Origin of the sequence: Aquincola agrisoli (assembly GCF_036621135.1) — a bacterium.
Taxonomy (GTDB): domain Bacteria; phylum Pseudomonadota; class Gammaproteobacteria; order Burkholderiales; family Burkholderiaceae_C; genus Aquincola; species Aquincola agrisoli.
This window is the reverse complement of sequence record NZ_JAZIBG010000038.1, coordinates 52,898-74,844: the sequence shown is the minus strand read 5'-3', so window position 1 is coordinate 74,844 and position 21,947 is coordinate 52,898. Positions and strand designations below refer to the sequence as shown.

Here is a 21,947-nt window from a genome sequence, read left to right as displayed (position 1 = left end):
CGCCCGGGCGCTAATCCGCCCGCGGATCCCGTGGTTCGCCGCGGTACCACGCCGCGGCCTGGCCGCGCGAATCGACGCCCAGCTTGTCGAGCAGGTTCGCGACGTGGCGTTTCACGGTGTGCGGGCTGAGGTCGAAGGCGCGGGCGATCAGCTTGTTGCTGTCGCCGTTGGCGATGCGCGCCAGCACCTCGCGCTCGCGCGGGCTGAGCGACAGGCGGGCGAGGCGGGGGTGCGCCGAGACCGACGCCGCTTCGGGATCCCCGTCGTCCTCGCCGTCCTCCTCGACGGGTGGGTGGGCCCGGGCCGGCACCGTCGGTGCCGTCGGCAGCACGATCTGCGGGGGCGGCTCGGGGCCGGGTGCGGCGGCCTGCAGCAGGCGCGCCCAGGTGCGCAGCGCCGCCTGGCGGGCGGCGGGCAGCATGTGCTGCCAGTCGACCGCCGCCAGCGCCGCCACCGGCCCGCCGGCCAGCAGCACGCCGCCGGGCTCGCCTTCCTCGTCGACCCGCGCGAACACCGGTGCCAGCACCGCGGCGGCCTGCACCGGGTGGCCGCCGGCGGCCAGCGCCTGGGCCAGGTGCAGCCGCGTCTCCGCGGCCTGGCCGACGAGGTCGATCCGCTCCTCCTGCTGCAGCGCCTGCTGCCAGTGCGCGATGGCGTCGTCGAGCCGGCCCTGCAGCCGGGCCGCGTGGCCCCGCAGCGGCACGTGCTGCGGCGCATCGGGCAGGCGGCGCAGGCACGACGACAGCAGCGCGAGATCGTCGCACAGCACGGCGACGCGCGCCACCTGGAACAGCAGCTGCGCATGGCTCCAGGCGTTGCGGTGGGCGGCGATCTCCTCGATGCGCGTACGCGCGATCGCCAGCGCCTCGGCCCGGCGCCCGCGTACGGCATGCAGCACCGCGGCCAGCGCCTGCAGGTGCTGGCGCACGTTGACGGGGTTGCCGACCCAGGCGGCATCGGCCACCCCGCGGCGCCACGCGTCCTCGGCCTCGTCGAGCCGGCCTTGCCACAGCCGCCGCCAGCCGTGCTGCACCATCGCGCTGGCGCGCAAGGGGGTGGGCGTGTCGCCGGCCACGCGCTGCGCACCGTCGGCGTAGCGCTGCAGCGGCACGGCGGTGCCGCGCAGGCCGTTGAAGCGCGGCAGCGGCATGCAGTGGTACCACGAGGCCATGCGGCTGTCGCGCTGCAGCAGGTCCATCAGTTCGTCGAGCACCGGCCCCACGCGGTGCAGCGCACCCACTTCGAGCGCATGCCACGAGCAGGCCACCAGCACGGCGATGCGCACGTCCGGCGCCAGCGCCTCGCGCCGCAGCACCGACAGGCGCTGGCCCGCCTCGTGCATGCGGCCGAAGGCGTTGAGCGCCAGCGCCTGGTAGGCCTGCGTGGCCTGCTGGCCGGGCACGTCGCCGCGCGCTTCGTAGGCCGATTCGGCCTGGCGCATCGCGTCCAGCATCTCGGCGAAGTCCCAGCGCGCCCAGGCCACCAGCCCGCGCATGCGCTGCAGCTCGGGCGAGCCGATCGCCCATTCGGCCGGGAACTGCGCCACCAGCCGCGCCATGCTGGCCACCGCGCCCTCGGCCAGTTCGCCGGGGCCGATCGCCAGCAGCACCTGCGCGGCCTCGGCATGGCGGCCGGCGCGCAGCAGCAGGCCGATGCGCCGCGTGGCGTCGGGTTCGGTGGCGGCGGCGCGCTCGAGCAGGGCGGCCACGTCCTGGGGGCGCTCGCGGTGCAGCCGGTGGTCGAGCGCGTCGCGGAACAGGTCGTGCAGCTTCAGCGTGAAGGGCGCGTCATCCTCGGTGGGCGCCTCGGCGTCGAGCACGCTGACGAAGAGGCCGCGGCGCTCGATGTCGTCGAGCATCGCGGCGGCCTCGGCCAGCGGCAGGCCGGTGACGGCCGCGGTGCGTGCGGCCGTCAGTTCGGGCAGCACCGAGGTCTGCAGCAGGAAGTCGCGCAGCGGCGGCGGCAGCCCGTCGAGTACCTCGGTAGCGATGAACTCGAAGGCGTGGCGGTCGAGCGTGGCACGGCGCAGCACGCTGCCGCGCTCGTGCATCGCGCTCAGCGCGAGCCGCAGGCCCGCTGCCCAGCCCTGCGTGCGCTGGTGCAGCGCATCGGCCTCGCCGGCGTCGAGCCCGGTCGTGGCCGCCAGCGCGCGCACCTCGTCGCGGTCCATCTGCAGCTCGGCCTGGCCGATGTGCACCAGTTCCCCGGCCGCGCGCAGGCGCGCCAGCGTGAGCGGGGGCTGGCTGCGCGAAGCGACGGCCATCGTCCAGCGCGGCCCCAGGCGGCGGATCAGCAGGTCGAGGAAGCCGAACACCGCCTCGTCGTCGACGCGATGCAGGTCGTCGAGCACGATGACGCCGTGCGGCACCTCGCAGGCGTCGAGCGTGTTCAGCAGCTCCGCGGCCGCGGTCTGGCGCTGGCGGGCGTCGGTGCTGGTGGCCTGCGCGATCAGCGCCTCGGGCGCGACGCGCCAGGGTGGGTCGTAGGGTTCGAGCGCCGCGGCCAGGCAGCCGAGCAGCCGGTGCAGGTCGTCGCCCTCGTCGAGCGCGATCCAGGCGTGGGCCGTGCCCGTGGGCAGCCGTTCGATCTGGCGGGCGAGGGCGGCCGTCTTGCCGTAGCCGGCGGCGGCGCACACCAGCACCAGCCGGTGCGACAGCAGCGCCTCGCCGAGGCGGGCCTCCAGCCCGCGACGCTCCACCAGCGCGCCGTTGCGCAGCCTTGGAGGCTGGATCTTGGTGCGGGCGAACGTCATCGCGGTGGTACTGCCGGCCGGTGCTGCAGGCCGTTGCCAGAATTGTGCCGCGCAGCGTGGCCGCCGGGCCAGGCGTGCAGATTCACCACCGGGCGCCGGCAGCGCCCGGGGCACCCGGCGGGTCAGGCCGGGCGCCGTGCGGTCAGGCGACCGCCACGGGGATCTTGCCGATCCTGGCCTGCCACTCCTTCGGGCCGGTGTTGTGCACGCTGGTGCCCTGCGCGTCGACCGCGACGGTCACCGGCATGTCCTTCACGTCGAACTCGTAGATGGCTTCCATGCCGAGGTCGGCGAAGCCGACGACCTTGGCCGTCTTGATCGCCTTGCTGACGAGGTAGGCGGCGCCGCCCACGGCCATCAGGTAGGCGCTCTTGTGCTTCTTGATCGCCTCGATCGCGACCGGCCCGCGCTCGGCCTTGCCCACCATCGAGATCAGGCCGGTCTTGGCCAGCATCATCTCGGTGAACTTGTCCATGCGGGTGGCGGTGGTGGGGCCGGCCGGGCCCACGGCCTCGTCGCGCACCGGGTCGACGGGGCCGACGTAATAGATGACGCGGTTGGTGAAGTCCACCGGCAGCGGCTCGCCCTTGGCGAGCATGTCTTGAATTCGCTTGTGCGCGGCGTCGCGGCCGGTCAGCAGCTTGCCGTTGAGCAGCAGCGTGTCGCCCGGCTTCCAGCTCGCCACTTCGGCGGGCGTCAGCGTGTCGAGGTCGACCTTGCGGCTCTTGTTGTAGTCGGGGGCCCAGGCGACGTCGGGCCAGAGGTCCAGGCTCGGCGGCTCGAGGTAGGCGGGGCCGGAGCCGTCGAGCACGAAGTGCGCGTGGCGGGTGGCCGCGCAGTTCGGGATCATCGCGACCGGTTTGCTCGCCGCGTGCGTCGGGAAGGTCTTGATCTTCACGTCGAGCACGGTGGTCAGGCCGCCCAGGCCCTGCGCGCCGATGCCCAGCGCGTTGACCTTCTCGTACAGCTCGATGCGCATCTCCTCGAGCTTGTTCTGCGGGCCGCGCTCGAGCAACTCGTACATGTCGATGTCTTCCATCAACGCTTCCTTGGCCATCATCACGGCCTTCTCGGCGGTGCCGCCGACGCCGATGCCCAGCATGCCGGGCGGGCACCAGCCGGCGCCCATGGTCGGCACGGTCTTCAGCACCCAGTCGACGATGTCGTCGCTCGGGTTGAGCATGTACATCTTCGACTTGTTCTCCGAGCCGCCGCCCTTGGCCGCGACGATCACGTCGACCGTGCTGCCCGGCACCACTTCCATGTGGACGACGGCGGGCGTGTTGTCCTTGGTGTTCTTGCGGGCGAAGATCGGGTCGTCGAGCACCGAGGCGCGCAGCACGTTGTCGGGGTTCAGGTAGCCGCGGCGCACGCCTTCGTTCACCGCGTCGGCGATCGAGCCGCTGAAGCCCTCCCACTTCACGTCCATGCCGATCTTCAGGAACACGTTGACGATGCCGGTGTCCTGGCAGATCGGGCGCCGGCCTTCGGCGCACATCTTCGAGTTGGTCAGGATCTGCGCGATGGCGTCCTTCGCGGCCGGGCTCTCCTCGCGCTCGTAGGCGCGGGCCAGGTGGGCGATGTAGTCGGCCGGGTGGTAGTAGCTGATGTACTGCAGGGCCGAGGCCACGCTGTCGATCAAATCTTGCTGGCGGATCGTGGTGATCATGGTGCTGGCGAGGGGTGGTTCGGGATCGGGCGCGATTATCCGCGCACCGCCGACCCTTCAATTGAGAGTAGTTCTCATTGGTCGCTATGCTCTGCGGCTCCCCGAACCGGTCCACTGCAAAGGTTTCCCATGCCGAACCGCACCGAACACGCCACCGAACCCACCCGCACCGAGCGCGACACGTTCGGCCCGATCGCCGTGCCGGCCGCGCGGCTGTGGGGCGCGCAGACGCAGCGCTCGCTGCAGAACTTCGACATCTCCGGCGAGCGCCAGCCCAAGGAGATCATCACCGCGCTGGCGCAGGTCAAGCGGGCGTCGGCGGTGGTGAACCACGCGCTGGGCCTGCAGGACCAGGCCAAGACCGACGCCATCGTCGCCGCGGCGGACGAGGTGGTGGCCGGCAAGCACCCCGACGAGTTCCCGCTGGTGGTGTGGCAGACCGGCTCGGGCACGCAGACCAACATGAACGTCAACGAGGTGCTGGCCAACCGCGCGAGCGAGCTGCTCGGCGGCGAGCGCGGCGAAGGCCGCAAGGTGCACCCGAACGACGACGTGAACCGCAGCCAGTCCAGCAACGACGTGTTCCCGACCGCGATGCACCTGGCCGCCGTCGAGGCGCTGACGAACAAGCTGCTGCCGGCCATCGCGAAGCTGCGCGGCACGCTGGAGCAGAAGGCGAAGGATTTCGACGGCATCGTCAAGATCGGCCGCACCCACCTGCAGGACGCCACGCCGCTGACGCTGGGGCAGGAGGTCTCGGGCTGGGTGGCGCAGCTCGCGCACGGCGAGCGGCACGTGCGCGCCGCGCTGCCGCACCTGTGCGAGCTGGCGCTCGGCGGGACGGCGGTGGGCACGGGGCTCAACGCGCCCAAGGGCTATGCCGAGCAGGTGGCGGCCGAGCTGGCGCGCCTGACCGGCCACCCCTTCGTGACGGCGCCGAACAAGTTCGAGGCCATGGCCTCGTGCGACGCCATCGTGCATGCGCACGGCGCGCTGAAGACGCTGGCCGCCAGCATGATGAAGATCGCCAACGACGTGCGCTGGCTGGCCAGCGGCCCGCGCAGCGGCATCGGCGAGATCAGCATCCCCGAGAACGAGCCGGGCTCGTCGATCATGCCGGGCAAGGTGAACCCGACGCAGAGCGAGGCGGTGACGATGCTGGCCGCGCAGGTGATGGGCAACGACGTCGCCATCAACATCGGCGGCGCCTCGGGCAACTTCGAGCTGAACGTGTTCCGCCCGATGGTCATCCACAACTTTTTGCAAAGCGTGCGGCTGCTGGCCGACGGCATGGTGAGCTTCAACGACCACTGCGCCGTGGGCATCGAGCCCAACCGCGACCGCATCGACGAACTGGTGTCGCGCTCGCTGATGCTGGTGACCGCGCTCAACACGCACATCGGCTACGACAAGGCGGCGCAGATCGCCAAGAAGGCGCACAAGGAAGGCACCAGCCTGCGCGAAGCCGCGCTGGCGCTGGGCCATGTGACGGCCGAGCAGTTCGACCAGTGGGTGGTGCCGGGGGACATGGTCGGCCGCTGACCCCGGCCGCCACCACGGGTTACACCCACTTGCCCCCGCGCAGCGTTCAATTCGATAGTCAGCCCGCGTTCACATAGCAGCAGTTGGGCGCCTTGCCTCGGGCAGGGCCGCCTTGTTCACCTTCTATCGGAGACAAAGGCATGAGCGAGCAGAAAAAGACCCCGGCGCCGCGGCGCCGCTTCCTGAAGAACGCGGCGACCAGCACCGTGGCCGCTGGTGCGATGGCCGCTCCGATGGTGAGCCAGGCCCAGACGACGACGCTGAAGTTCCAGAGCACCTGGCCGGCCAAGGACATCTTCCACGAGTACGCGCAGGACTTTGCCAAGAAGGTCAACGACATGGCGGGCAGCCGCCTGAAGATCGACGTGCTGCCGGCGGGCTCCGTGGTGCCCGCGTTCCAGCTGCTCGACGCGGTGAGCAAGGGCACGCTGGACGGCGGCCACGGCGTCATCGCCTACTGGTACGGCAAGAACTCGGCGCTCGCGCTGTGGGGCTCGGGCCCCGGCTTCGGCATGGACGCCAACATGGTGCTGGCTTGGCACTACTACGGCGGCGGCAAGGCGCTGGTGGAGGAGATCTACAAGAGCCTGAACCTCGAGGTCGTCTCGTACATGTACGGGCCGATGCCCACGCAGCCGCTGGGCTGGTTCAAGAAGCCGGTGTCGCGTGCCGAGGACATGAAGGGCCTGAAGTTCCGCACCGTCGGCCTCGCGGTCGACGTGTTCACCGAGATGGGCGCGGCCGTCAACCCGCTGCCCGGCGGCGAGATCGTGCCGGCGCTGGACCGCGGCCTGATCGACGCGGCGGAGTTCAACAACGCCTCCAGCGACCGTGTGCTCGGCTTCCCCGACGTGGCCAAGAACTGCATGCTGCAAAGCTTCCACCAGAGCGGCGAGCAGTTCGAGATCCTGTTCAACAAGGGCAAGCTCGACGGGCTGCCCGCCGAGCTGAAGGCGGTCATCGACTACGCCGTGCAGGCCGCCAGCGCCGACATGAGCTGGAAGGCCATCGAGCGCAACTCCAGGGACTACGACGAACTGAAGAAGCAGGGCATCAAGTTCTACAAGACGCCCGACGCCATCCTGCGCACGCAGCTCGCCGCCTGGGACAAGACCGTCGCGGCCAAGGCCAAGGAAAACCCGATGTTCAAGAAGGTGCTGGATTCGCAGCGTGCCTTCGCGCAGCGGGCCGGCCAGTGGAACAACGACTACACGGTCGATTTCAAGATGGCCTGGAACCACTACTTCGGGCCGAAGCGGAGCTGACCGACCTGGCTGCCGGGCGGACGGGGGCGCCCGGCTCGAGCGCCCCCGCCGTGTTTCCAGAGACTTCGCGCTGATGGCCTGCGGGCCCGCCACCATGCAAAAGCTGTTGCTCGCGATCGACGCGATCTCGACCTTCATCGGCAAGACCGCGGCCTGGGCCGCGGTCGGCCTGACGCTGCTGATCAGCTGGGAAGTGTTCTCCCGCTATGCGTTGAACAACCCGCACGCGTGGGTGCTCGACGCGCAGATCATGCTGTACGGCACCCTGTTCATGCTCGCCGGCGCCTACACGCTGGCCAAGAACGGGCATGTGCGCGGCGACGTGCTGTACGGCTTTTTCAGCCCGCGCGCGCAGGCGGGCGTGGACCTGACGCTCTACATCGTGTTCTTCCTGCCCGGCGTCTTCGCGATGACCTGGGCCGGCTGGACCTACGCGCAGGAATCGCTGGCGATCCGGGAGCAGACCTTCTCGGCCACGCCGCTGCCGCTCTATCCGTTCAAGTTCGTCATCCCGGTCGCCGGCGCGGCGCTGCTGCTGCAAGGCTTCGCCGAGATCGCACGCTGCGTCATCTGCCTGCGTGAGGGCCAGTGGCCCCGGCGCGGCGACGACGTCGTCGAGGTGGACGTCGACAAGCTCAAGGAGATGGTGCACGTGAAGGACAGCGACATCGAAGCCCTGGACCGCGAGATCGCGGCCAAGGAAGTCAAGGGGGCTCGGTCGTGAAGCTGCGCAAGGAACTCTGGTTCGGCTTCTCCATCATGGCGATGGTGCTGGTGGCCATCGCCTGGCTGCTGCTGGGGGTCGAGACCGTCACGCATGGCCACCAGGGCCTGCTGATGCTGTCGCTGGTGGTGGTGGCCATCATGCTGGGCTTCCCGACGGCGTTCACGCTGATGGGCATGGGGATGATCTTCACGTGGCTCGCCTACGACGGCAACACCACGCGCACGCTCGACCTCATGGTGCAGGCCGCCTACAAGAGCATGGCCAACGACGTGCTGATCGCGGTGCCGCTCTTCGTGTTCATGGGCTACCTGGTCGAGCGTGCCAACCTGATCGAGAAGCTCTTCAAGAGCATGCACCTCGCGATGGCGCGCGTGCCGGGCTCGCTGGCGGTGGCCACGCTCGTCACCTGCACCATCTTCGCGACGGCCACCGGCATCGTCGGTGCGGTGGTCACGCTGATGGGGCTGCTGGCGCTGCCGGCCATGCTGCGCGCGGGCTACAGCACGCCGATGGCGGCGGGCGCGATCACCGCGGGTGGCTGCCTGGGCATCCTGCTGCCGCCGTCGGTGCTGCTGATCCTGTACGGCGCGACGGCCGGCGTGTCGGTGGTGCAGCTCTATGCCGGGGCGTTTTTCCCTGGGCTGATGCTGGCCGGCCTGTACATCGGCTACGTGATCCTGATGGCCAAGCTCAAGCCCAAGTGGGCGCCGCCGCTGTCGGCCGCGGAGCGCGTGGTCGAGTTGCCGCCGCTGACACGCGCGCTGCCTGCCGAGACGCACCAGTACGCGCCCTCGGGCCTGTTGAACGCGTTGAAGGGCCAGCGCAACGCCGGCGTGCCGACGGGCTACGTGTTGCGGCAGCTGGGCCTGGTGGTGCTGCCCGGGCTGCTGTTCGTGCTGCTGGCCGTCACGAGCTACCGGGCGGTGACCACGGTGGAGGCCGAGGCCGTCTACGACATCCAGCCGATCGGCTTCGACAGCGGCCCGGCCGAGCGGCCTGAGGGCGGGCTGGCGGAGCCGCCCTCGCAAGGCGGGCTGCAGGAACCCCCGTCCGCCGAAGGCGGCCTGCAGGAGCCGCCGGGGGCCCTGTCCGAACCTCCGGGCGCCGAGGCGGCACCGCCGGAGGCCGCGCCACAGGCCTCGGCGCCGTCTGCGGCCGAGCCTGCCGCCGCGGCGGCAACCAGCCGGCCGGCGCCCACTTGGTGGTGGGTGGGCTTCGCGGTGCTGGCCATCTCGATCGTCTTGTTCTACGCGCTCCTGAGCTTCGCGCGGTTCGAGATCTTCAAGATGCTGTTGGGCTCGTTCTTCCCGCTGGTGGTGCTGATCCTGGCGGTGCTCGGTTCCATCGTCTTCGGGCTGACCACGCCGACCGAGGCCGCGGCGCTGGGGGCGCTCGGCGGCTTCCTGCTGGCCGCGGCCTACAAGCGGCTCAACATGGGCATGGTCAAGGAGTCGGTCTACCTGACGGCGAAGACCTCGGCGATGGTGTGCTGGCTGTTCGTCGGCTCCGCGATCTTCTCGGCAGCCTTCGCGCTGCTCGGCGGCCAGGAGCTGATCGAGAAGTGGGTGCTGTCCATGAACTTGACGAAGTTCGAGTTCATGGTGCTGTCGCAGATCGTGATCTTTCTGCTCGGCTGGCCGCTGGAGTGGACGGAGATCATCGTGATCTTCATGCCCATCTTCATCCCGCTGCTCGACCACTTCGGGGTGGACCCGCTGTTCTTCGGCCTGCTGGTGGCGCTGAACCTGCAGACGGCATTCCTGTCGCCGCCGGTGGCGATGTCGGCCTTCTACCTGAAGGGCGTTGCGCCGCCGCACGTGACGCTGAACCAGATCTTCCTCGGGATGATCCCGTTCATGGGCATCCAGATCCTGGCCATCGTGCTGCTCTACATCTGGCCCGAGATCGGGCTGTGGCTGCCGCAGTTGCTGTACGCCCGCTGACGCGGCGGGCGCCCGGGCCGGTGGCTCAGTGCTGCGGCGGGCCGGCCGGGTGCATCAACCGGTCGGCCAGCGCGATCGCCAGCGCCGAGAACAGGAAGGCGATGTGGATCAGCGTCTGCCACATCAGCACCTTGTCGGTGTAGTTGCCGGCGTTGATGAAGGTCTTCAGCAGGTGGATCGAGCTGATGCCGATGATGGCGGTGGCGAGCTTGACCTTCAGCACCGAGGCGTTCACGTGGTTCAGCCACTCGGGCTGGTCGGGGTGGCCTTCCAGGCGCAGCCGAGAGACGAAGGTCTCGTAGCCGCCGACGATCACCATGATCAGCAGGTTGCTGATCATCACCACGTCGATCAGCGCCAGCACGACCAGCATGATCACCGTCTCGTTCAGCGCGGTGACGGGCGCGTCGCTCTTGTAGCCGATGCTGCTCACCAGCTTGTCGAGGGCAGCGGTGTTGCCGAACACCGCCTCGATCAGGTGCACCAGCTCCACCCAGAAGTGGAAGACGTAGACGCACTGCGCCAGGATCAGCCCCAGGTACAGCGGCAGCTGCAGCCAGCGGCTGGCGAAGATCAGGTTGGGCAGCGGGCGCATGCGCACGTCGGCGGGGTCGGGCAGCTGGGCCATGGGTGACGACACTTCGTTGACTGAACATCGAATTTTATGCGGCACCGCAGCACGCTCCGTGACGACCCTAGGGAGCGCGACGCACCCACCGAGGCCTGCCCGACACGCCGCGTCGGGCTAGAGTAAGCCGTTCGTCAGGCGCGGGCGCCACAGTCCGGGCCGACAGCGGATGTCATGCACCTACGGAGACAAGCGATGAGCGAGCACCAAGAAGCCAAGATCTACGAGCCGGGCGCTGCCGTGCGAGAGGGCGCGCACGTGTCCGGCATGGCGGCGTACGACAAGCTCGTCGCCGAGGCCGAGGCCGACTACGCCGGCTACTGGGGCCGCCTGGCCCGCGAGTTCGTCACCTGGAAGAAACCGTTCACCCAGGTGCTGGACGACAGCAACGCACCGTTCTTCAAATGGTTCGAGGACGGCACGCTGAACGTCTCGTACAACTGCCTCGACCGCAACATCGAGAAGGGCCTGGGCGACAAGACCGCGCTGATCTTCGAAGCCGATGGCGGCGAGGTCACCCGGGTCACCTACAAGGAGCTCCTGGCCAAGACCTGCCAGATCGCCAACGGGCTGAAGAGCCTGGGCGTGAAGAAGGGCGACCGCGTCGTCATCTACATCTCGATGTCGATCGACGGCGTGGCCGCGATGCAGGCCTGCGCCCGCATCGGCGCCACGCACTCGGTGGTGTTTGGCGGCTTCTCGGCGCAGAGCCTGCGCGACCGCATCGAGGACACCGGCGCGGTGGCCGTCATCACCGCCGACCAGCAGGTGCGCGGCGGCAAGCAGCTGCCGCTGAAGGCCATCGTCGACGAGGCGCTGGCGCTGGGAGGCTGCGATTCGGTGAAGCACGTGCTGGTGGTCAAGCGCACCGGCGCCGAGCTGCCGATGAAGGAAGGCCGCGACCTCTGGATGGCCGATCTCGTCGCCCAGCAGCCCACCACCTGCGAGCCCGAATGGGTCGAGGCCGAGCACCCGCTCTTCCTGCTCTACACCTCGGGCTCCACCGGCAAGCCCAAGGGGGTGCAGCACAGCAGCGGCGGCTACCTGCTGCATGCGGCGCTCACCACGAAGTGGACCTTCGACCTGAAGGACGACGATGTGTTCTGGTGCACGGCCGACATCGGCTGGGTGACGGGCCACAGCTACATCACCTACGGCCCGCTGGCGCTGGGCGGCACCGAGATCGTCTTCGAGGGCGTGCCCACGTACCCGGACGCCGGCCGCTTCTGGCAGATGATCCAGAAGCACAAGGTCACCATCTTCTACACCGCGCCGACGGCCATCCGCTCGCTGATCAAGGCCGCGGAAGGCAACGCGGCGGTGCACCCCGACCGCTACGACCTCAGCAGCCTGCGACTGCTGGGCTCGGTGGGCGAGCCCATCAACCCGGCGGCCTGGGAGTGGTACCACCAGCACATCGGCGGCGGCCGCTGCCCGATCGTCGACACCTTCTGGCAGACCGAGACCGGCGGCCACATGATCACGCCGCTGCCGGGCGCCACGCCGCTGGTACCGGGCTCGTGCACGCTGCCGTTCCCGGGCATCACCGCGGCCATCGTCGACGAGACGGGCAACGACGTGCCGAACGGGCAGGGCGGCATCCTGGTGGTGAAGAAGCCGTGGCCCAGCATGATCCGCACCATCTGGGGCGACCCGGAGCGCTTCAAGAAGAGCTACTACCCGCCGGAGCTGAAGGGCTACTACCTCGCCGGCGACGGGGCGATCCGCGACGAGAAGACGGGCTACTTCACCATCACCGGCCGCATCGACGACGTGCTGAACGTGTCGGGCCACCGCATGGGCACGATGGAGATCGAGTCGGCGCTGGTGAGCTGCACCGAGCTGGTGGCCGAAGCCGCCGTGGTGGGCCGCCCGGACGACACCACCGGTGAGGCGATCTGCGCCTTCGTGGTGCTGAAGCGCCCGCGCCCGACCGGCGAGGAAGCCAAGAAGATCGCCGCCGAGCTGCGCAACTGGGTCGGCCGCGAGATCGGCCCGATCGCCAAGCCGAAGGACATCCGCTTCGGCGACAACCTGCCCAAGACCCGCTCCGGCAAGATCATGCGCCGCCTGCTGCGCTCGATCGCCAAGGGCGAGGCCATCACGCAGGACACCTCGACGCTGGAAAACCCGGCGATCCTGGAGCAGCTGGCGCAGACGAACTGACTGCCGCGGCGCGCCCGGCGCCGGGTTCGCCCGGCCCGGCGCGGCTACTTCTTCAAGCCGAGGATCCAGGTGGCGAGCTGCCGCGCCTCGGCGTCGCTGACCGGCGGGTTGGCGTTCTGCATCGGCGGCATCACGAGCTTGCCCCACACGCCCGTGCCGCCCTTCAGGATCTTCTGGGCCAGCACGTCGACCGCGGCCTTGTCGGCGGCGTAGCGCGCGGCGATGTCGTTGTAGGCCGGCCCGACGATCTTCCGGTCGACGGCATGGCAGGACATGCAGTTCTTCTTCTGCGCGAGATCCGCGTTGGCGAACGCCGGCGCGGCGACGGCCATGGCCATGGCGAACGCGGCGAGGGCGGGGGAGCGAACTTTCATGGTTTCCTTTGAACGGCGTCCGGCGGTGGTCGGGTACATTGATTCGAAGGAAATTCTAGGCCGCGGGTTCCGCGGCCCCTCGAAGGGAGGCAGGACGATGTGGTTCGTGATGCTCGGCGTGGTCCTGGCCGTATTGAAGTTCGCCGCCTTCGGGCCCGTGGGGGCCTGGCCGTGGTGGTGGGTGCTGTCGCCGTTTGCGCTGGCGGTGCTGTGGTGGGGCTGGGCCGACAAGTACGGCTACACCAAGCGCCGCGAGTCCGAGAAGATGGAGGCCAAGAAGGCCGAGCGCCGCCGGCGCCACATGGAGGACCTGGGGCTCGATACGCGGCACAAGCCGCGCAAGTAGACGGCGGCCGGCGCCACGGCGGCCGTGGCGCCGCCGGGCCGCCTGCCGCGTCAGTCGAACTTGTCGAGCACCGCGCCGAAGCTCGCGCTGGCAGCGTTCTTCGCGAACTTGGCCAGGACGCCGCGGGTGTAGCGCGGTGCCGGCTGCTTCCATGCGGCGCGTCGGCGGGCGATCTCCTCGTCCGGCACGTTCAGGTTCAGCAGCAGCTGGTGCGCGTCGATGGTGATCGAGTCGCCTTCCTGCACCAGCGCGATCACGCCGCCTTCGTAGGCCTCGGGGGCCACGTGGCCCACCACCATGCCCCAGGTGCCGCCGGAGAAGCGGCCGTCGGTGATCAGGCCCACGCTTTCGCCCAGGCCCTGGCCGATCAGCGCGCCGGTGGGCGCCAGCATCTCGGGCATGCCCGGGCCGCCCTTGGGGCCCAGGTAGCGCAGCACCATCACGTCGCCGGCCACGATCTGGTTGGCCATGATGGCGGCCAGCGCCGACTGCTCGTCGTCGAACACACGCGCCGGGCCGGTGATGACGGGGTTCTTCAGGCCGGTGATCTTGGCCACGCAGCCTTCGGGCGACAGGTTGCCCTTCAGGATCGCGAGGTGGCCTTCGTCGTACATCGGCTCGCTGATCTTGCGGATGACGTTCTGGTCGGCCCGCGGCTCGTCGGGGATGTCGGCGAGGTTCTCGGCCACCGTCTTGCCGGTGATGGTCATGCAGTCGCCGTGCAGCAGGCCGGCCTTCAGCAGCACCTTCATCACCTGGGGGATGCCGCCGGCGGCATGCAGGTCGACCGCGAGGTACTGGCCCGAGGGCTTGAGGTCGCACAGCACCGGCACCTTCTTGCGGATGCGCTCGAAGTCGTCGATGGTCCAGTCGACCTCGGCCGCGTGGGCGATGGCCAGGAAGTGCAGCACCGCGTTGGTGGAGCCGCCGGTGGCCATGATCACGGCCACCGCGTTCTCGATCGCCTCCTTGGTGACGATGTCGCGCGGCTTCAGGTCCTTCTTGACGGCCTCGACCAGTGCGGCCGCGGCGCGCTTGGTGCTCTCGACCTTCTCGTCGTGCACGTTGGCCTCGGTGCTGGAGAAGGGCAGGCTCATGCCCAGCGCCTCGAAGGCCGAGCTCATCGTGTTGGCGGTGTACATGCCGCCGCACGAGCCGCTGCCGGGGATGGCGCGGCGCTCGATCTGGCAGAAGTCCTCTTCGCTCATCTTGCCGGCGCTGAACTGGCCCACGGCCTCGAACACGCTGACGATGTTGAGGTCCTGGCCCTTGTACTTGCCCGGCAGGATGGTGCCGCCGTACACGTAGATGGCCGGCACATTGGCGCGCAGCATGCCCATCATGCCGCCGGGCATGTTCTTGTCGCAGCCGCCGATCACCATCACGCCGTCCATCCACTGGCCGCCGACGCAGGTTTCCACACAGTCGGAGATCACCTCGCGGGAGACCAGGCTGTACTTCATGCCCTCGGTGCCCATGGCCATGCCGTCGCTGATGGTGGGCGTGCCGAAGATCTGTGGGTTGGCGCCCGCGGCCTTGATGCCGTCGACCGCCGCATCCGCCAGCCGCTGCAGGCCCGAGTTGCACGGCGTGATGGTCGAGTGGCCGTTGGCCACGCCGATCATGGGCTTGGAGAAGTCGTCCTCCTGGTAGCCCAGCGCGTAGTACATCGAGCGGTTGGGGGCGCGCGCGACGCCTTCGGTGATGTTCTTGGAGCGGCGGTTGAAGCTCATCGAGATGTCTCCTGGCGGATGGCTGGGCGGGCAGTATCGGCGCATGAAAATCGAGCGTCCAATATATTTGTCCACCTCGACTGATTCACCTGGAGAATCGATTTGATCGACCTGCGCCCGTTGCGGCAGTTCGTCGCGGTGGCCGAGGAGCTGCATTTCGGCCGCGCCGCGCGGCGCCTGCACATGACGCAGCCGCCGCTGACGCAGGCCGTTCGAGGGCTGGAGCGCGAGCTGGAGGTCGAGCTCTTCGTGCGCACCAAGCGCTCGGTGGCGCTCACGCCGGCCGGCGAGGCGCTGCTCGACCAGGCCCGGCGGCTGCTGCGTGCGGCCGATGCGCTGCCCGCCGCGGTGCGCGCCGCCGCGGCGGGCCGCTCCGGGGTGCTGCGGCTGGCCTTCGTGTCGAGCATCGCCTACGGTCCGCTGCCCGACTGGCTGCGCGGCTTCCGGGTGGCGCACCCGGAGGTCGACGTGCAACTGCGCGAAGCGACGCTCGACGTGCAGCTCGCCGCCTTCGCCGCCGACGAGATCGACGCCGGCTTCGTGCTGCACGCACCCGACGCCGCGCCGCCGGGCTTTGGCGCCCGCACCGTGCTCACCGAGCCGATGCAGCTGGTGCTGCCGGCCGCCCACGCCCTGGCGGCCCGGCGCGTGCTGCGCTTTGCCGACGTCGCCGCGGAGCCGTTGGTGATCTTCCCCCGCGTGATCACGCCCTCGCTGTTCGACGCGGTGGTCGCCGCCTACCGCGGGGCCGGCTTCACACCCCGCATTGCGCAGGAAGCGATCCAGATGCAGACCATCGTCAACCTCGTCAGCGGCGGCATGGGGGTGGCGTGGGTGCCCCACAGCCTGGTGCAGCTGCAGCGGCCCGGCGTGGTCTACCGGGCGGTGCAGGGCGTGCCGCTGCGTGCGCAGACCAGCCTGCTGTGGTCCGAGCCGGTCAAGCCGGTGGTGCAGCGCTTCGTCGGCCACGTCGAGTCGCAGGCGCAGCGACAATCGCCGGCCACATTCAGGAGTTGATTCGGATGCTCGTCCACCCGCAGTTCGATCCGATCGCGTTGCAGCTCGGCCCCGTCGCCATCCACTGGTACGGGCTGACCTACCTCGTCGCCTTCGGGCTCTTTCTCTGGCTGGCCACGCTGCGCACGCGCCAGCCGCAGTATGCGCAGACGGGCTGGACGCGCCGCGACGTCGAGGACCTGCTGTTCTTCGGCGTGGTCGGCGTGGTGCTGGGTGGCCGGCTGGGCTACTCGCTCTTCTACAAGCCGGACTACTACCTGAGCCATCCGCTGGAGATGCTGATGGTGTGGAAAGGCGGCATGTCGTTCCACGGCGGGCTGCTGGGCGTGCTCGCGGCGATGGCGTTCTTCGCGCACCGGCGGGGGCGCCGGTTCTTCGAGGTGACGGACCTGATCGCGCCGTGCGTGCCGCTCGGGCTGGCGTCGGGGCGCATCGGCAACTTCATCAACGGCGAGCTCTGGGGCCGCGCGGCCGACCCGTCGCTGCCCTGGGCGATGGTGTTCCCGCAATCGGGCAGCGACCTCCCTCGCCACCCGTCGCAGCTCTACCAGTTCGGGCTCGAAGGGGTGCTGCTGTTCGTGCTGCTGTGGGTGTATGCACGGCGGCCGCATGCGGTGGGCCGGGTGTCGGGCGCGTTCCTCGTCGGCTACGGCGTGTTCCGCTTCATCGCCGAGTACTTCCGCGAGCCCGACAGCTTCCTGGGCCTGCTCGCGCTGAACATGAGCATGGGCCAGTGGCTGTGCGTGCCGATGGTGCTGGCCGGCATCGTGCTGTGGTGGCGCGCCGGCGCGGTGCCCGCGGCTAGGATGGCGCGATGAGACAGATCTTCTTCGATACGGAAACCACCGGCCTCAGCCCGGAGACCGGCGATCGCGTGATCGAGATCGGCTGCGTGGAACTGGTCAACCGCCGGCTGACCGGCAACAACAAGCACTTCTATCTCAACCCCGAGCGCAAGAACAGCGAGGACGCCGTCAAGATCCACGGCCTGACCGACGAATTCCTGGCCGACAAGCCGCTCTTCGCCGCCGTGGCCGACGAACTGATGGAGTACCTGGCCGGCGCCGAGGTCATCATCCACAACGCCGCGTTCGACGTCGGCTTCCTCAACGAGGAACTGCGCCGCATCGGCAGGCCGCGCTTCATCGAGCAGGTGGGCAGGGTGACCGACTCGCTGCTGATGGCGCGCGAGATGTTCCCGGGCAAGTCGAATTCGCTCGACGCGCTGTGCAAGCGGCTGGAGGTCGACAACACCAACCGCACGCTGCACGGCGCGCTGCTCGACGCGGGCCTGCTCGCCGAGGTGTACATCCGCATGACCCGCGGGCAGGAGTCGCTGGTCATCGACGCGGTGGGCGAGGGCGCCCATGCCATCGATGCGGCGCCGATCGACTACGCCGCGTTCGACCTCATCGTGCTGGAGCCGACGCCCGAAGAAGCCGCCGCGCACGAGCTGATGTTGGCTGAACTCGACAAGGCCAGTGGGGGTAAGACAGCCTGGCGCGAAATTGAGGCATAATTCGAGGCTCACCGGAACACGGCAAAAGATTCCGGGCGGTTAGCTCAGCGGTAGAGCACTGCCTTCACACGGCAGGGGTCGCAGGTTCGAACCCTGCACCGCCCACCAGGCACAAGCCCGGCAGATCCTCGATCTGCCGGGCTTTTTGCTTTTGCAGGCTGCCGCCAGCGCCCCTCGCGGCTCAGTCGCGCACGTCGGCCACCGGCTGCTCGCCGAAGTCGGGCCGGTCGAGGTAGGCGAGCACCTTCGCGGCGGCATCGTCCGGCGAAGCCAGCGCCCCCGTGGCGGCCAGCTCCGCAAAGCGCTGCTGGTCCGGGAAGCGCGCCGGGTCGCCGCCACGCAGCTGGACTTGCATGCCGGTGTCGATCACGCCCGGCGCGAGCGACACCGTGCGGGCCCCGTTGGGCTGCAGCGCCTCCTCCAGGGCCAGCGCGCGCGAGAAGTGGTCCAGCCCCGCCTTCACCGCGCAGTACGCAGCGCTGCCCGCCATGGCACGGCGGCCCAGGCCGGAGGAGATGTGCAGCAGCCGGCGTCGGCCCTGCCAGGCCCGGGTGGCGCGCAGGAAGGCCGCGGACAGCAGCAACGGCGCTTCGAGCCCCACCCGCAGCGCCGCCGACAGGGCCTGCGGCGGGTCGGCGTCCAAGGGCCCCGGGGTGTTGAGCAACGCTGCGTTGTTGATCAGCGTGGCGCTTGCGAAGCGCTCGGGCGGCATCGCGGCCAGCCAGGCTTCGAGCCGGGCGGCGATGCCGAGGGGTTCGCCGAGATCGGCGGTCCACTGTTCGAGCGTGCTGCCCGGCGGCGGCGTGAGTCCGACGTGGGTCGACCGCGCGATGCCGATCAGCGTATGGCCGGGCTGCAGCAACCGGGCCGCGATCGCGGCGCCCATGCCGCGCGAACTGCCGGTGACGATGTAGAGGTGCTGGGGCGAGGAGAGGGATGCTGGCATGCGCCCGAGGATACGCGCGGGCGTCGTCGTCAGAAAGGCGCGGGGCTCTCGAAGGCCAGGGGCCGGCCGTCGTGCGGGTGCGGCAGCGCCAGCCGCTGCGCATGCAGCAGCAGCCTGGGCGATGCGGCGCGCACGGCGTCGGGGGCATAGAGCTCGTCGCCGAGGATCGGGTGCCCCAAGGTCTGCAGATGCACGCGCAGCTGGTGCGACCGGCCCGTCACGGGTTCAAGCGCCACGCGGGTGGTGCCGTCGGCGCGGCGCTCGATCACGCGGTAGCGGGTGAGCGAAGGCTTGCCGATCTGCATGTCGACGATCTGGCGCGGGCGGTTGGGCCAGTCGCAGATCAGCGGCCAGGCCATCTCGCCGCTGTCGTCCGCCACATGGCCGTGCACCACGGCGATGTAGCGCTTGTCCACCCGCCGCTCCGCGAAGGCGATGCTCAGCGTACGCTGGGCGGCGGCGCCGCGGCCGAGCACCATCAGGCCCGAGGTGGCCATGTCGAGCCGGTGGACGATCAGTGCGTCGGCCCACCGGGCCTGGACGCGGGCGGCGATGCAGTCGCGCAGGTGCTCGCCCCGGCCGGGCACCGAGAGCAGGCCGGCGGGTTTGTCGACGACCACCAGCGTGTCGTCATGGAAGAGGGCGGTGAGGGAGTGAGGCACGCGCTGGCCGGGGTGTCGTGGGCGCAGCGCGGCGCAGGGTGCGCCCGGCAGGGCGCCCCGCGGGAACAGGCCCGCCGGCGGTCAGCCCGCGTTGGGGTCGGTGCCGGGTGCCGGGTTCGGCGCGCCGGCGGTGTCCTGGCCTTCGGCCGCATCGGGCGTGTGGTCGTCAGGCTTGCCGCTGAGCTTCTTCTGGCGTTTCTCTTCTTGCTTGCGCTTCTTGGCCAGCTCGCGCTGGCGCTTTTCGTACGAGTAATTGGGCGTCGCCACCGGGCGTCTCCTGGTTGTCGCGAAGGACCGCGTCGAGATTGAGCATAACCCGCGCCGACGCCGATGAAACAGGGCGGTCCACAGGGCTGTTCCGGGCGTGCCGCAGGCGGGGGCTGCGGGACAATGGTTGGATGGGTGCGCAGCGGTCGAGGAGTGGGGCAGCGAATTGGGCGACGCCGTGGGCGCTGTTGCTGGCCATCGGCCCGCTGCAGGCCCAGCCGCAGCCCCAGCCCGCGCCTGCAGTGCCCGCGCCCGCCTCGCCCTCGGCGTCCGAGCCGGGGGCATCGCCGCCCGACGGCGCCGCGCAGCGCATCGAGGTGACCGGCACCGTGGTGCGTGGCGATACCGAGCTGCGGCGTCAGTCGACCGCCTCGAAGATCGTCGTCGGCCGCGAGGAGATCGAGCGCTTCGGCGACGGCAACGTCAGCGACGTGCTCAAGCGCATCCCGGGCATCACCGTGCAGGGCACGCCCGGCCGGGGCGGCACGCCGCGCATGCGCGGCCTGGGCAGCGGCTACACGCAGATCCTGGTCGACGGCGAGCCGCTGCCGGCGGGCTTCTCGGTGGATTCGCTGTCTCCGGAGCAGCTCGAGCGCATCGAGGTGCTGCGCGGCCCGACCGCCGAAACCGGCGCGCGGGCCATCGCCGGCACGATCAACATCGTCACCCGCGAGACGCAGCGCAAGCCGCTGAACGACTGGCGGCTGACCGCCTTGTTCGACGGCGGCTACCTGTCGCCGACGGTGGCCTGGACACGCAGCGACCGGCTCGGCGAGGACTTCGACTACACCTCGTCCTTGTCGCTGTACGCCCGGGAGGACGAGACGCGCAGCATCAACACGACCGTGTCGCCCACGATCGACCAGCGCACGCGCTCGCTGCTGCACGACCAGCGGCTCGGGCTGCGCGGCTCGGGCCGGTTGCGCTGGCGGCTGGGGGAGGGCGAGAGCCTGACGCTGTCGCCCTTCGTGGTGCTGACCAGCGCCTCGCCCCGGCGGGAGGGCGTGCTGCAGCAGACGCGGGGCGAAGCGCCCTACGAGCGCTTCGAGTCGGTCTCGGACAGCAGCTTCCGCATGCTGCGGCTCAACAGCCAGCTCAACCGCCGGCTGGGCGAGAGCCGCGTCGAATGGAAGGCCGGCGCCAGCCATTGGCGCTGGCCCTCCCGCACCGACCGGCGGGAGGTGGGCGGCACCACCCCTGGCCTGCGCAGCGACGACACCGTCACGCGCAGCCAGTCGCTCAGCACCGGCCTCAAGTCGACCACCGCGCTCGCAGACACGCACAGCCTCGTGGTGGGGGCCGAAGTGGAGCATCTGCGGCGCGGCGAGCAGCGCAGCACGCTCTTCGACGGCGCGCCGGTGCTCGGCGAGTTCGGCGACAACCTGCGCGCCACGTCGACCCGCTGGGCCCTCTATGCGCAGGACGAGTGGAGCGTGTCCAAGCAGGTCGAGCTGCAGCTGGGTTTGCGCGGCGAGGGCATCGCCACGCGGGGCAGCGGGGAGGGCGGGGACGCCGTGCGCAACCGCAGCACCGTGTGGACGCCGCTGCTGCATGCGGTGTGGCGGCCGGCGGCGCAACGCCGGGACCAGGTGCGGCTGAGCCTGACGCGCAGCTACCGCTCCCCGACGCTGCAGAACCTGATCGCGCGGCCCTGGCTCAACACCAGCTACCCGGACGGCCCCAACGAGCCGACGCAAGCCGACCGGGCCGGCAACCCGGCACTGCGACCGGAGATCGCCACCGGCATCGACCTCGCCGTCGAGCGCTACCTGCCGGGCGGCGGCCTGCTCAGCGCCAACCTGTTCCATCGCCGCATCCAGGACCTGATGCGCACCGTCACGACGCTCGAGGCCGTGAGCTGGGCCGACGCGCCGCGCTGGGTGGCGCGGCCGAGGAACATCGGCGACGCGACCACCACCGGCATCGAAATGGAAGCCCGGTTCCGCCTGGACGACCTGCTCGACGGGGCACCGGGCGTCGACCTGCGCAGCAACCTGAGCCTCTTCCGCTCGCGCGTGCAGTCGGTGCCGGGCCCCGACAACCGCCTCGACCAGCAGCCCGACGCCACGGCGAACCTCGGTGCCGACTACAAGCTCGCGAACCTGCCGCTGACCGTGGGTGCCAACCTGAACTGGGCCCCCGGCTACGACGCCCGCCTCGCGGAAGACCAGTACGCGACGCAGAACCGCAAGCGGGTGTTCGACGCCTATGCCCTGTGGCGGGTGCAGCCGGGCATGCAGCTGCGCCTGTCGGCCGGCAACCTCGTGCCGCTGGACGACATCAACGGCAGCACGGTCTTCAACGAGGTGTCGCGCACCGCCTACCGTTCGACGGTGAGCTGGCAGATCCAGCTCGAGATGAAGCTGTAGGAGCGACCTGCCGCCATGAAAA

At 70.0% G+C, this 21,947-nt stretch carries 18 protein-coding genes and 1 tRNA gene; 11 read left to right on the top strand and 8 right to left on the bottom strand.

All coding sequences use genetic code 11. The features are described 5' to 3' along the window. Positions 1–10 precede the first annotated feature (10 nt). Positions 11–2,752 (bottom strand): winged helix-turn-helix domain-containing protein, encoded by a 2,742-nt coding sequence (locus V4F39_RS20280; protein ID WP_332291714.1) that lies wholly within the window; start codon positions 2,750–2,752, stop codon positions 11–13. Between the two features lie 142 nt (positions 2,753–2,894). Next, positions 2,895–4,421, bottom strand: coding sequence for a fumarate hydratase (locus V4F39_RS20275; RefSeq protein ID WP_332291713.1), 1,527 nt, complete (start codon positions 4,419–4,421; stop codon positions 2,895–2,897). A gap of 129 nt (positions 4,422–4,550) precedes the next feature. Here V4F39_RS20275 and fumC point away from each other — a divergent pair, with 129 nt between their 5' ends. From fumC to V4F39_RS20255, 4 genes are all read left to right on the top strand, one after another. Then, a complete protein-coding gene (gene fumC / locus V4F39_RS20270; protein WP_332291712.1) occupies positions 4,551–5,963 on the top strand; it encodes a class II fumarate hydratase in 1,413 nt (470 codons plus the stop codon). 140 nt (positions 5,964–6,103) lie between these two features. Further along, positions 6,104–7,228 carry a TRAP transporter substrate-binding protein gene (locus V4F39_RS20265; RefSeq protein ID WP_332291711.1) on the top strand — a complete coding sequence of 375 codons (1,125 nt, stop codon included), beginning with the start codon at positions 6,104–6,106 and terminating at the stop codon, positions 7,226–7,228. A gap of 94 nt (positions 7,229–7,322) precedes the next feature. Continuing rightward, positions 7,323–7,952 (top strand): TRAP transporter small permease subunit, encoded by a 630-nt coding sequence (locus V4F39_RS20260; protein WP_332291709.1) that lies wholly within the window; start codon positions 7,323–7,325, stop codon positions 7,950–7,952. After that, on the top strand, positions 7,949–9,898 hold the full coding sequence (locus tag V4F39_RS20255; protein WP_332291707.1) for a TRAP transporter large permease subunit: 1,950 nt from the start codon (positions 7,949–7,951) through the stop codon (positions 9,896–9,898). Before V4F39_RS20260 ends, V4F39_RS20255 begins: the two co-directional genes overlap by 4 nt. 25 nt (positions 9,899–9,923) lie before the next feature. Here the strand turns inward: V4F39_RS20255 and V4F39_RS20250 are convergent, their stop codons facing one another. Continuing rightward, positions 9,924–10,526, bottom strand: a complete 603-nt coding sequence (locus tag V4F39_RS20250; RefSeq protein ID WP_332291705.1) for a TIGR00645 family protein — start codon at positions 10,524–10,526, stop codon at positions 9,924–9,926. A 195-nt stretch (positions 10,527–10,721) separates the two neighbouring features. Between V4F39_RS20250 and acs the strand changes: the two genes are divergently transcribed. Continuing rightward, on the top strand, positions 10,722–12,692 hold the full coding sequence (gene acs, locus V4F39_RS20245) for an acetate--CoA ligase (protein ID WP_332291704.1): 1,971 nt from the start codon (positions 10,722–10,724) through the stop codon (positions 12,690–12,692). Positions 12,693–12,736: 44 nt separating this feature from the next. On the opposite strand, the gene V4F39_RS20240 is transcribed toward acs, so the two are convergent. Beyond that, positions 12,737–13,066, bottom strand: coding sequence for a c-type cytochrome (locus V4F39_RS20240; RefSeq protein ID WP_332291703.1), 330 nt, complete (start codon positions 13,064–13,066; stop codon positions 12,737–12,739). 97 nt (positions 13,067–13,163) lie between these two features. Between V4F39_RS20240 and V4F39_RS20235 the strand changes: the two genes are divergently transcribed. Then, positions 13,164–13,412 carry a TIGR04438 family Trp-rich protein gene (locus V4F39_RS20235; protein ID WP_332291702.1) on the top strand — a complete coding sequence of 83 codons (249 nt, stop codon included), beginning with the start codon at positions 13,164–13,166 and terminating at the stop codon, positions 13,410–13,412. 50 nt (positions 13,413–13,462) lie between these two features. Here the strand turns inward: V4F39_RS20235 and ilvD are convergent, their stop codons facing one another. Then, positions 13,463–15,145 (bottom strand): dihydroxy-acid dehydratase, encoded by a 1,683-nt coding sequence (gene ilvD, locus V4F39_RS20230; RefSeq protein WP_332291700.1) that lies wholly within the window; start codon positions 15,143–15,145, stop codon positions 13,463–13,465. A 102-nt stretch (positions 15,146–15,247) separates the two neighbouring features. Between ilvD and V4F39_RS20225 the strand changes: the two genes are divergently transcribed. From V4F39_RS20225 to V4F39_RS20210, 4 genes are all read left to right on the top strand, one after another. Continuing rightward, entirely contained in the window at positions 15,248–16,162 is a 915-nt protein-coding gene (locus V4F39_RS20225; RefSeq protein WP_332291699.1) for a LysR family transcriptional regulator, read from the top strand. 5 nt (positions 16,163–16,167) lie between these two features. Beyond that, a complete protein-coding gene (gene lgt / locus V4F39_RS20220; RefSeq protein ID WP_332291698.1) occupies positions 16,168–16,980 on the top strand; it encodes a prolipoprotein diacylglyceryl transferase in 813 nt (270 codons plus the stop codon). Then, a complete protein-coding gene (gene dnaQ / locus V4F39_RS20215; protein ID WP_332291697.1) occupies positions 16,977–17,681 on the top strand; it encodes a DNA polymerase III subunit epsilon in 705 nt (234 codons plus the stop codon). Before lgt ends, dnaQ begins: the two co-directional genes overlap by 4 nt. A gap of 33 nt (positions 17,682–17,714) precedes the next feature. Next, positions 17,715–17,789, top strand: a tRNA-Val gene (locus tag V4F39_RS20210). 73 nt (positions 17,790–17,862) lie between these two features. Here V4F39_RS20210 and V4F39_RS20205 read toward each other — a convergent pair. The 3 genes from V4F39_RS20205 to V4F39_RS20195 form a co-directional block, all read right to left on the bottom strand. Beyond that, a complete protein-coding gene (locus V4F39_RS20205) occupies positions 17,863–18,627 on the bottom strand; it encodes an SDR family NAD(P)-dependent oxidoreductase (RefSeq protein ID WP_332291696.1) in 765 nt (254 codons plus the stop codon). 29 nt (positions 18,628–18,656) lie between these two features. Continuing rightward, a complete protein-coding gene (locus V4F39_RS20200; RefSeq protein ID WP_332291695.1) occupies positions 18,657–19,289 on the bottom strand; it encodes a pseudouridine synthase in 633 nt (210 codons plus the stop codon). A gap of 81 nt (positions 19,290–19,370) precedes the next feature. Next, positions 19,371–19,556 (bottom strand): hypothetical protein, encoded by a 186-nt coding sequence (locus tag V4F39_RS20195; RefSeq protein ID WP_332291694.1) that lies wholly within the window; start codon positions 19,554–19,556, stop codon positions 19,371–19,373. A gap of 188 nt (positions 19,557–19,744) precedes the next feature. Here V4F39_RS20195 and V4F39_RS20190 point away from each other — a divergent pair, with 188 nt between their 5' ends. Beyond that, on the top strand, positions 19,745–21,925 hold the full coding sequence (locus V4F39_RS20190) for a TonB-dependent receptor plug domain-containing protein (protein ID WP_332291693.1): 2,181 nt from the start codon (positions 19,745–19,747) through the stop codon (positions 21,923–21,925). The last annotated feature ends 22 nt before the right edge of the window (positions 21,926–21,947 follow it).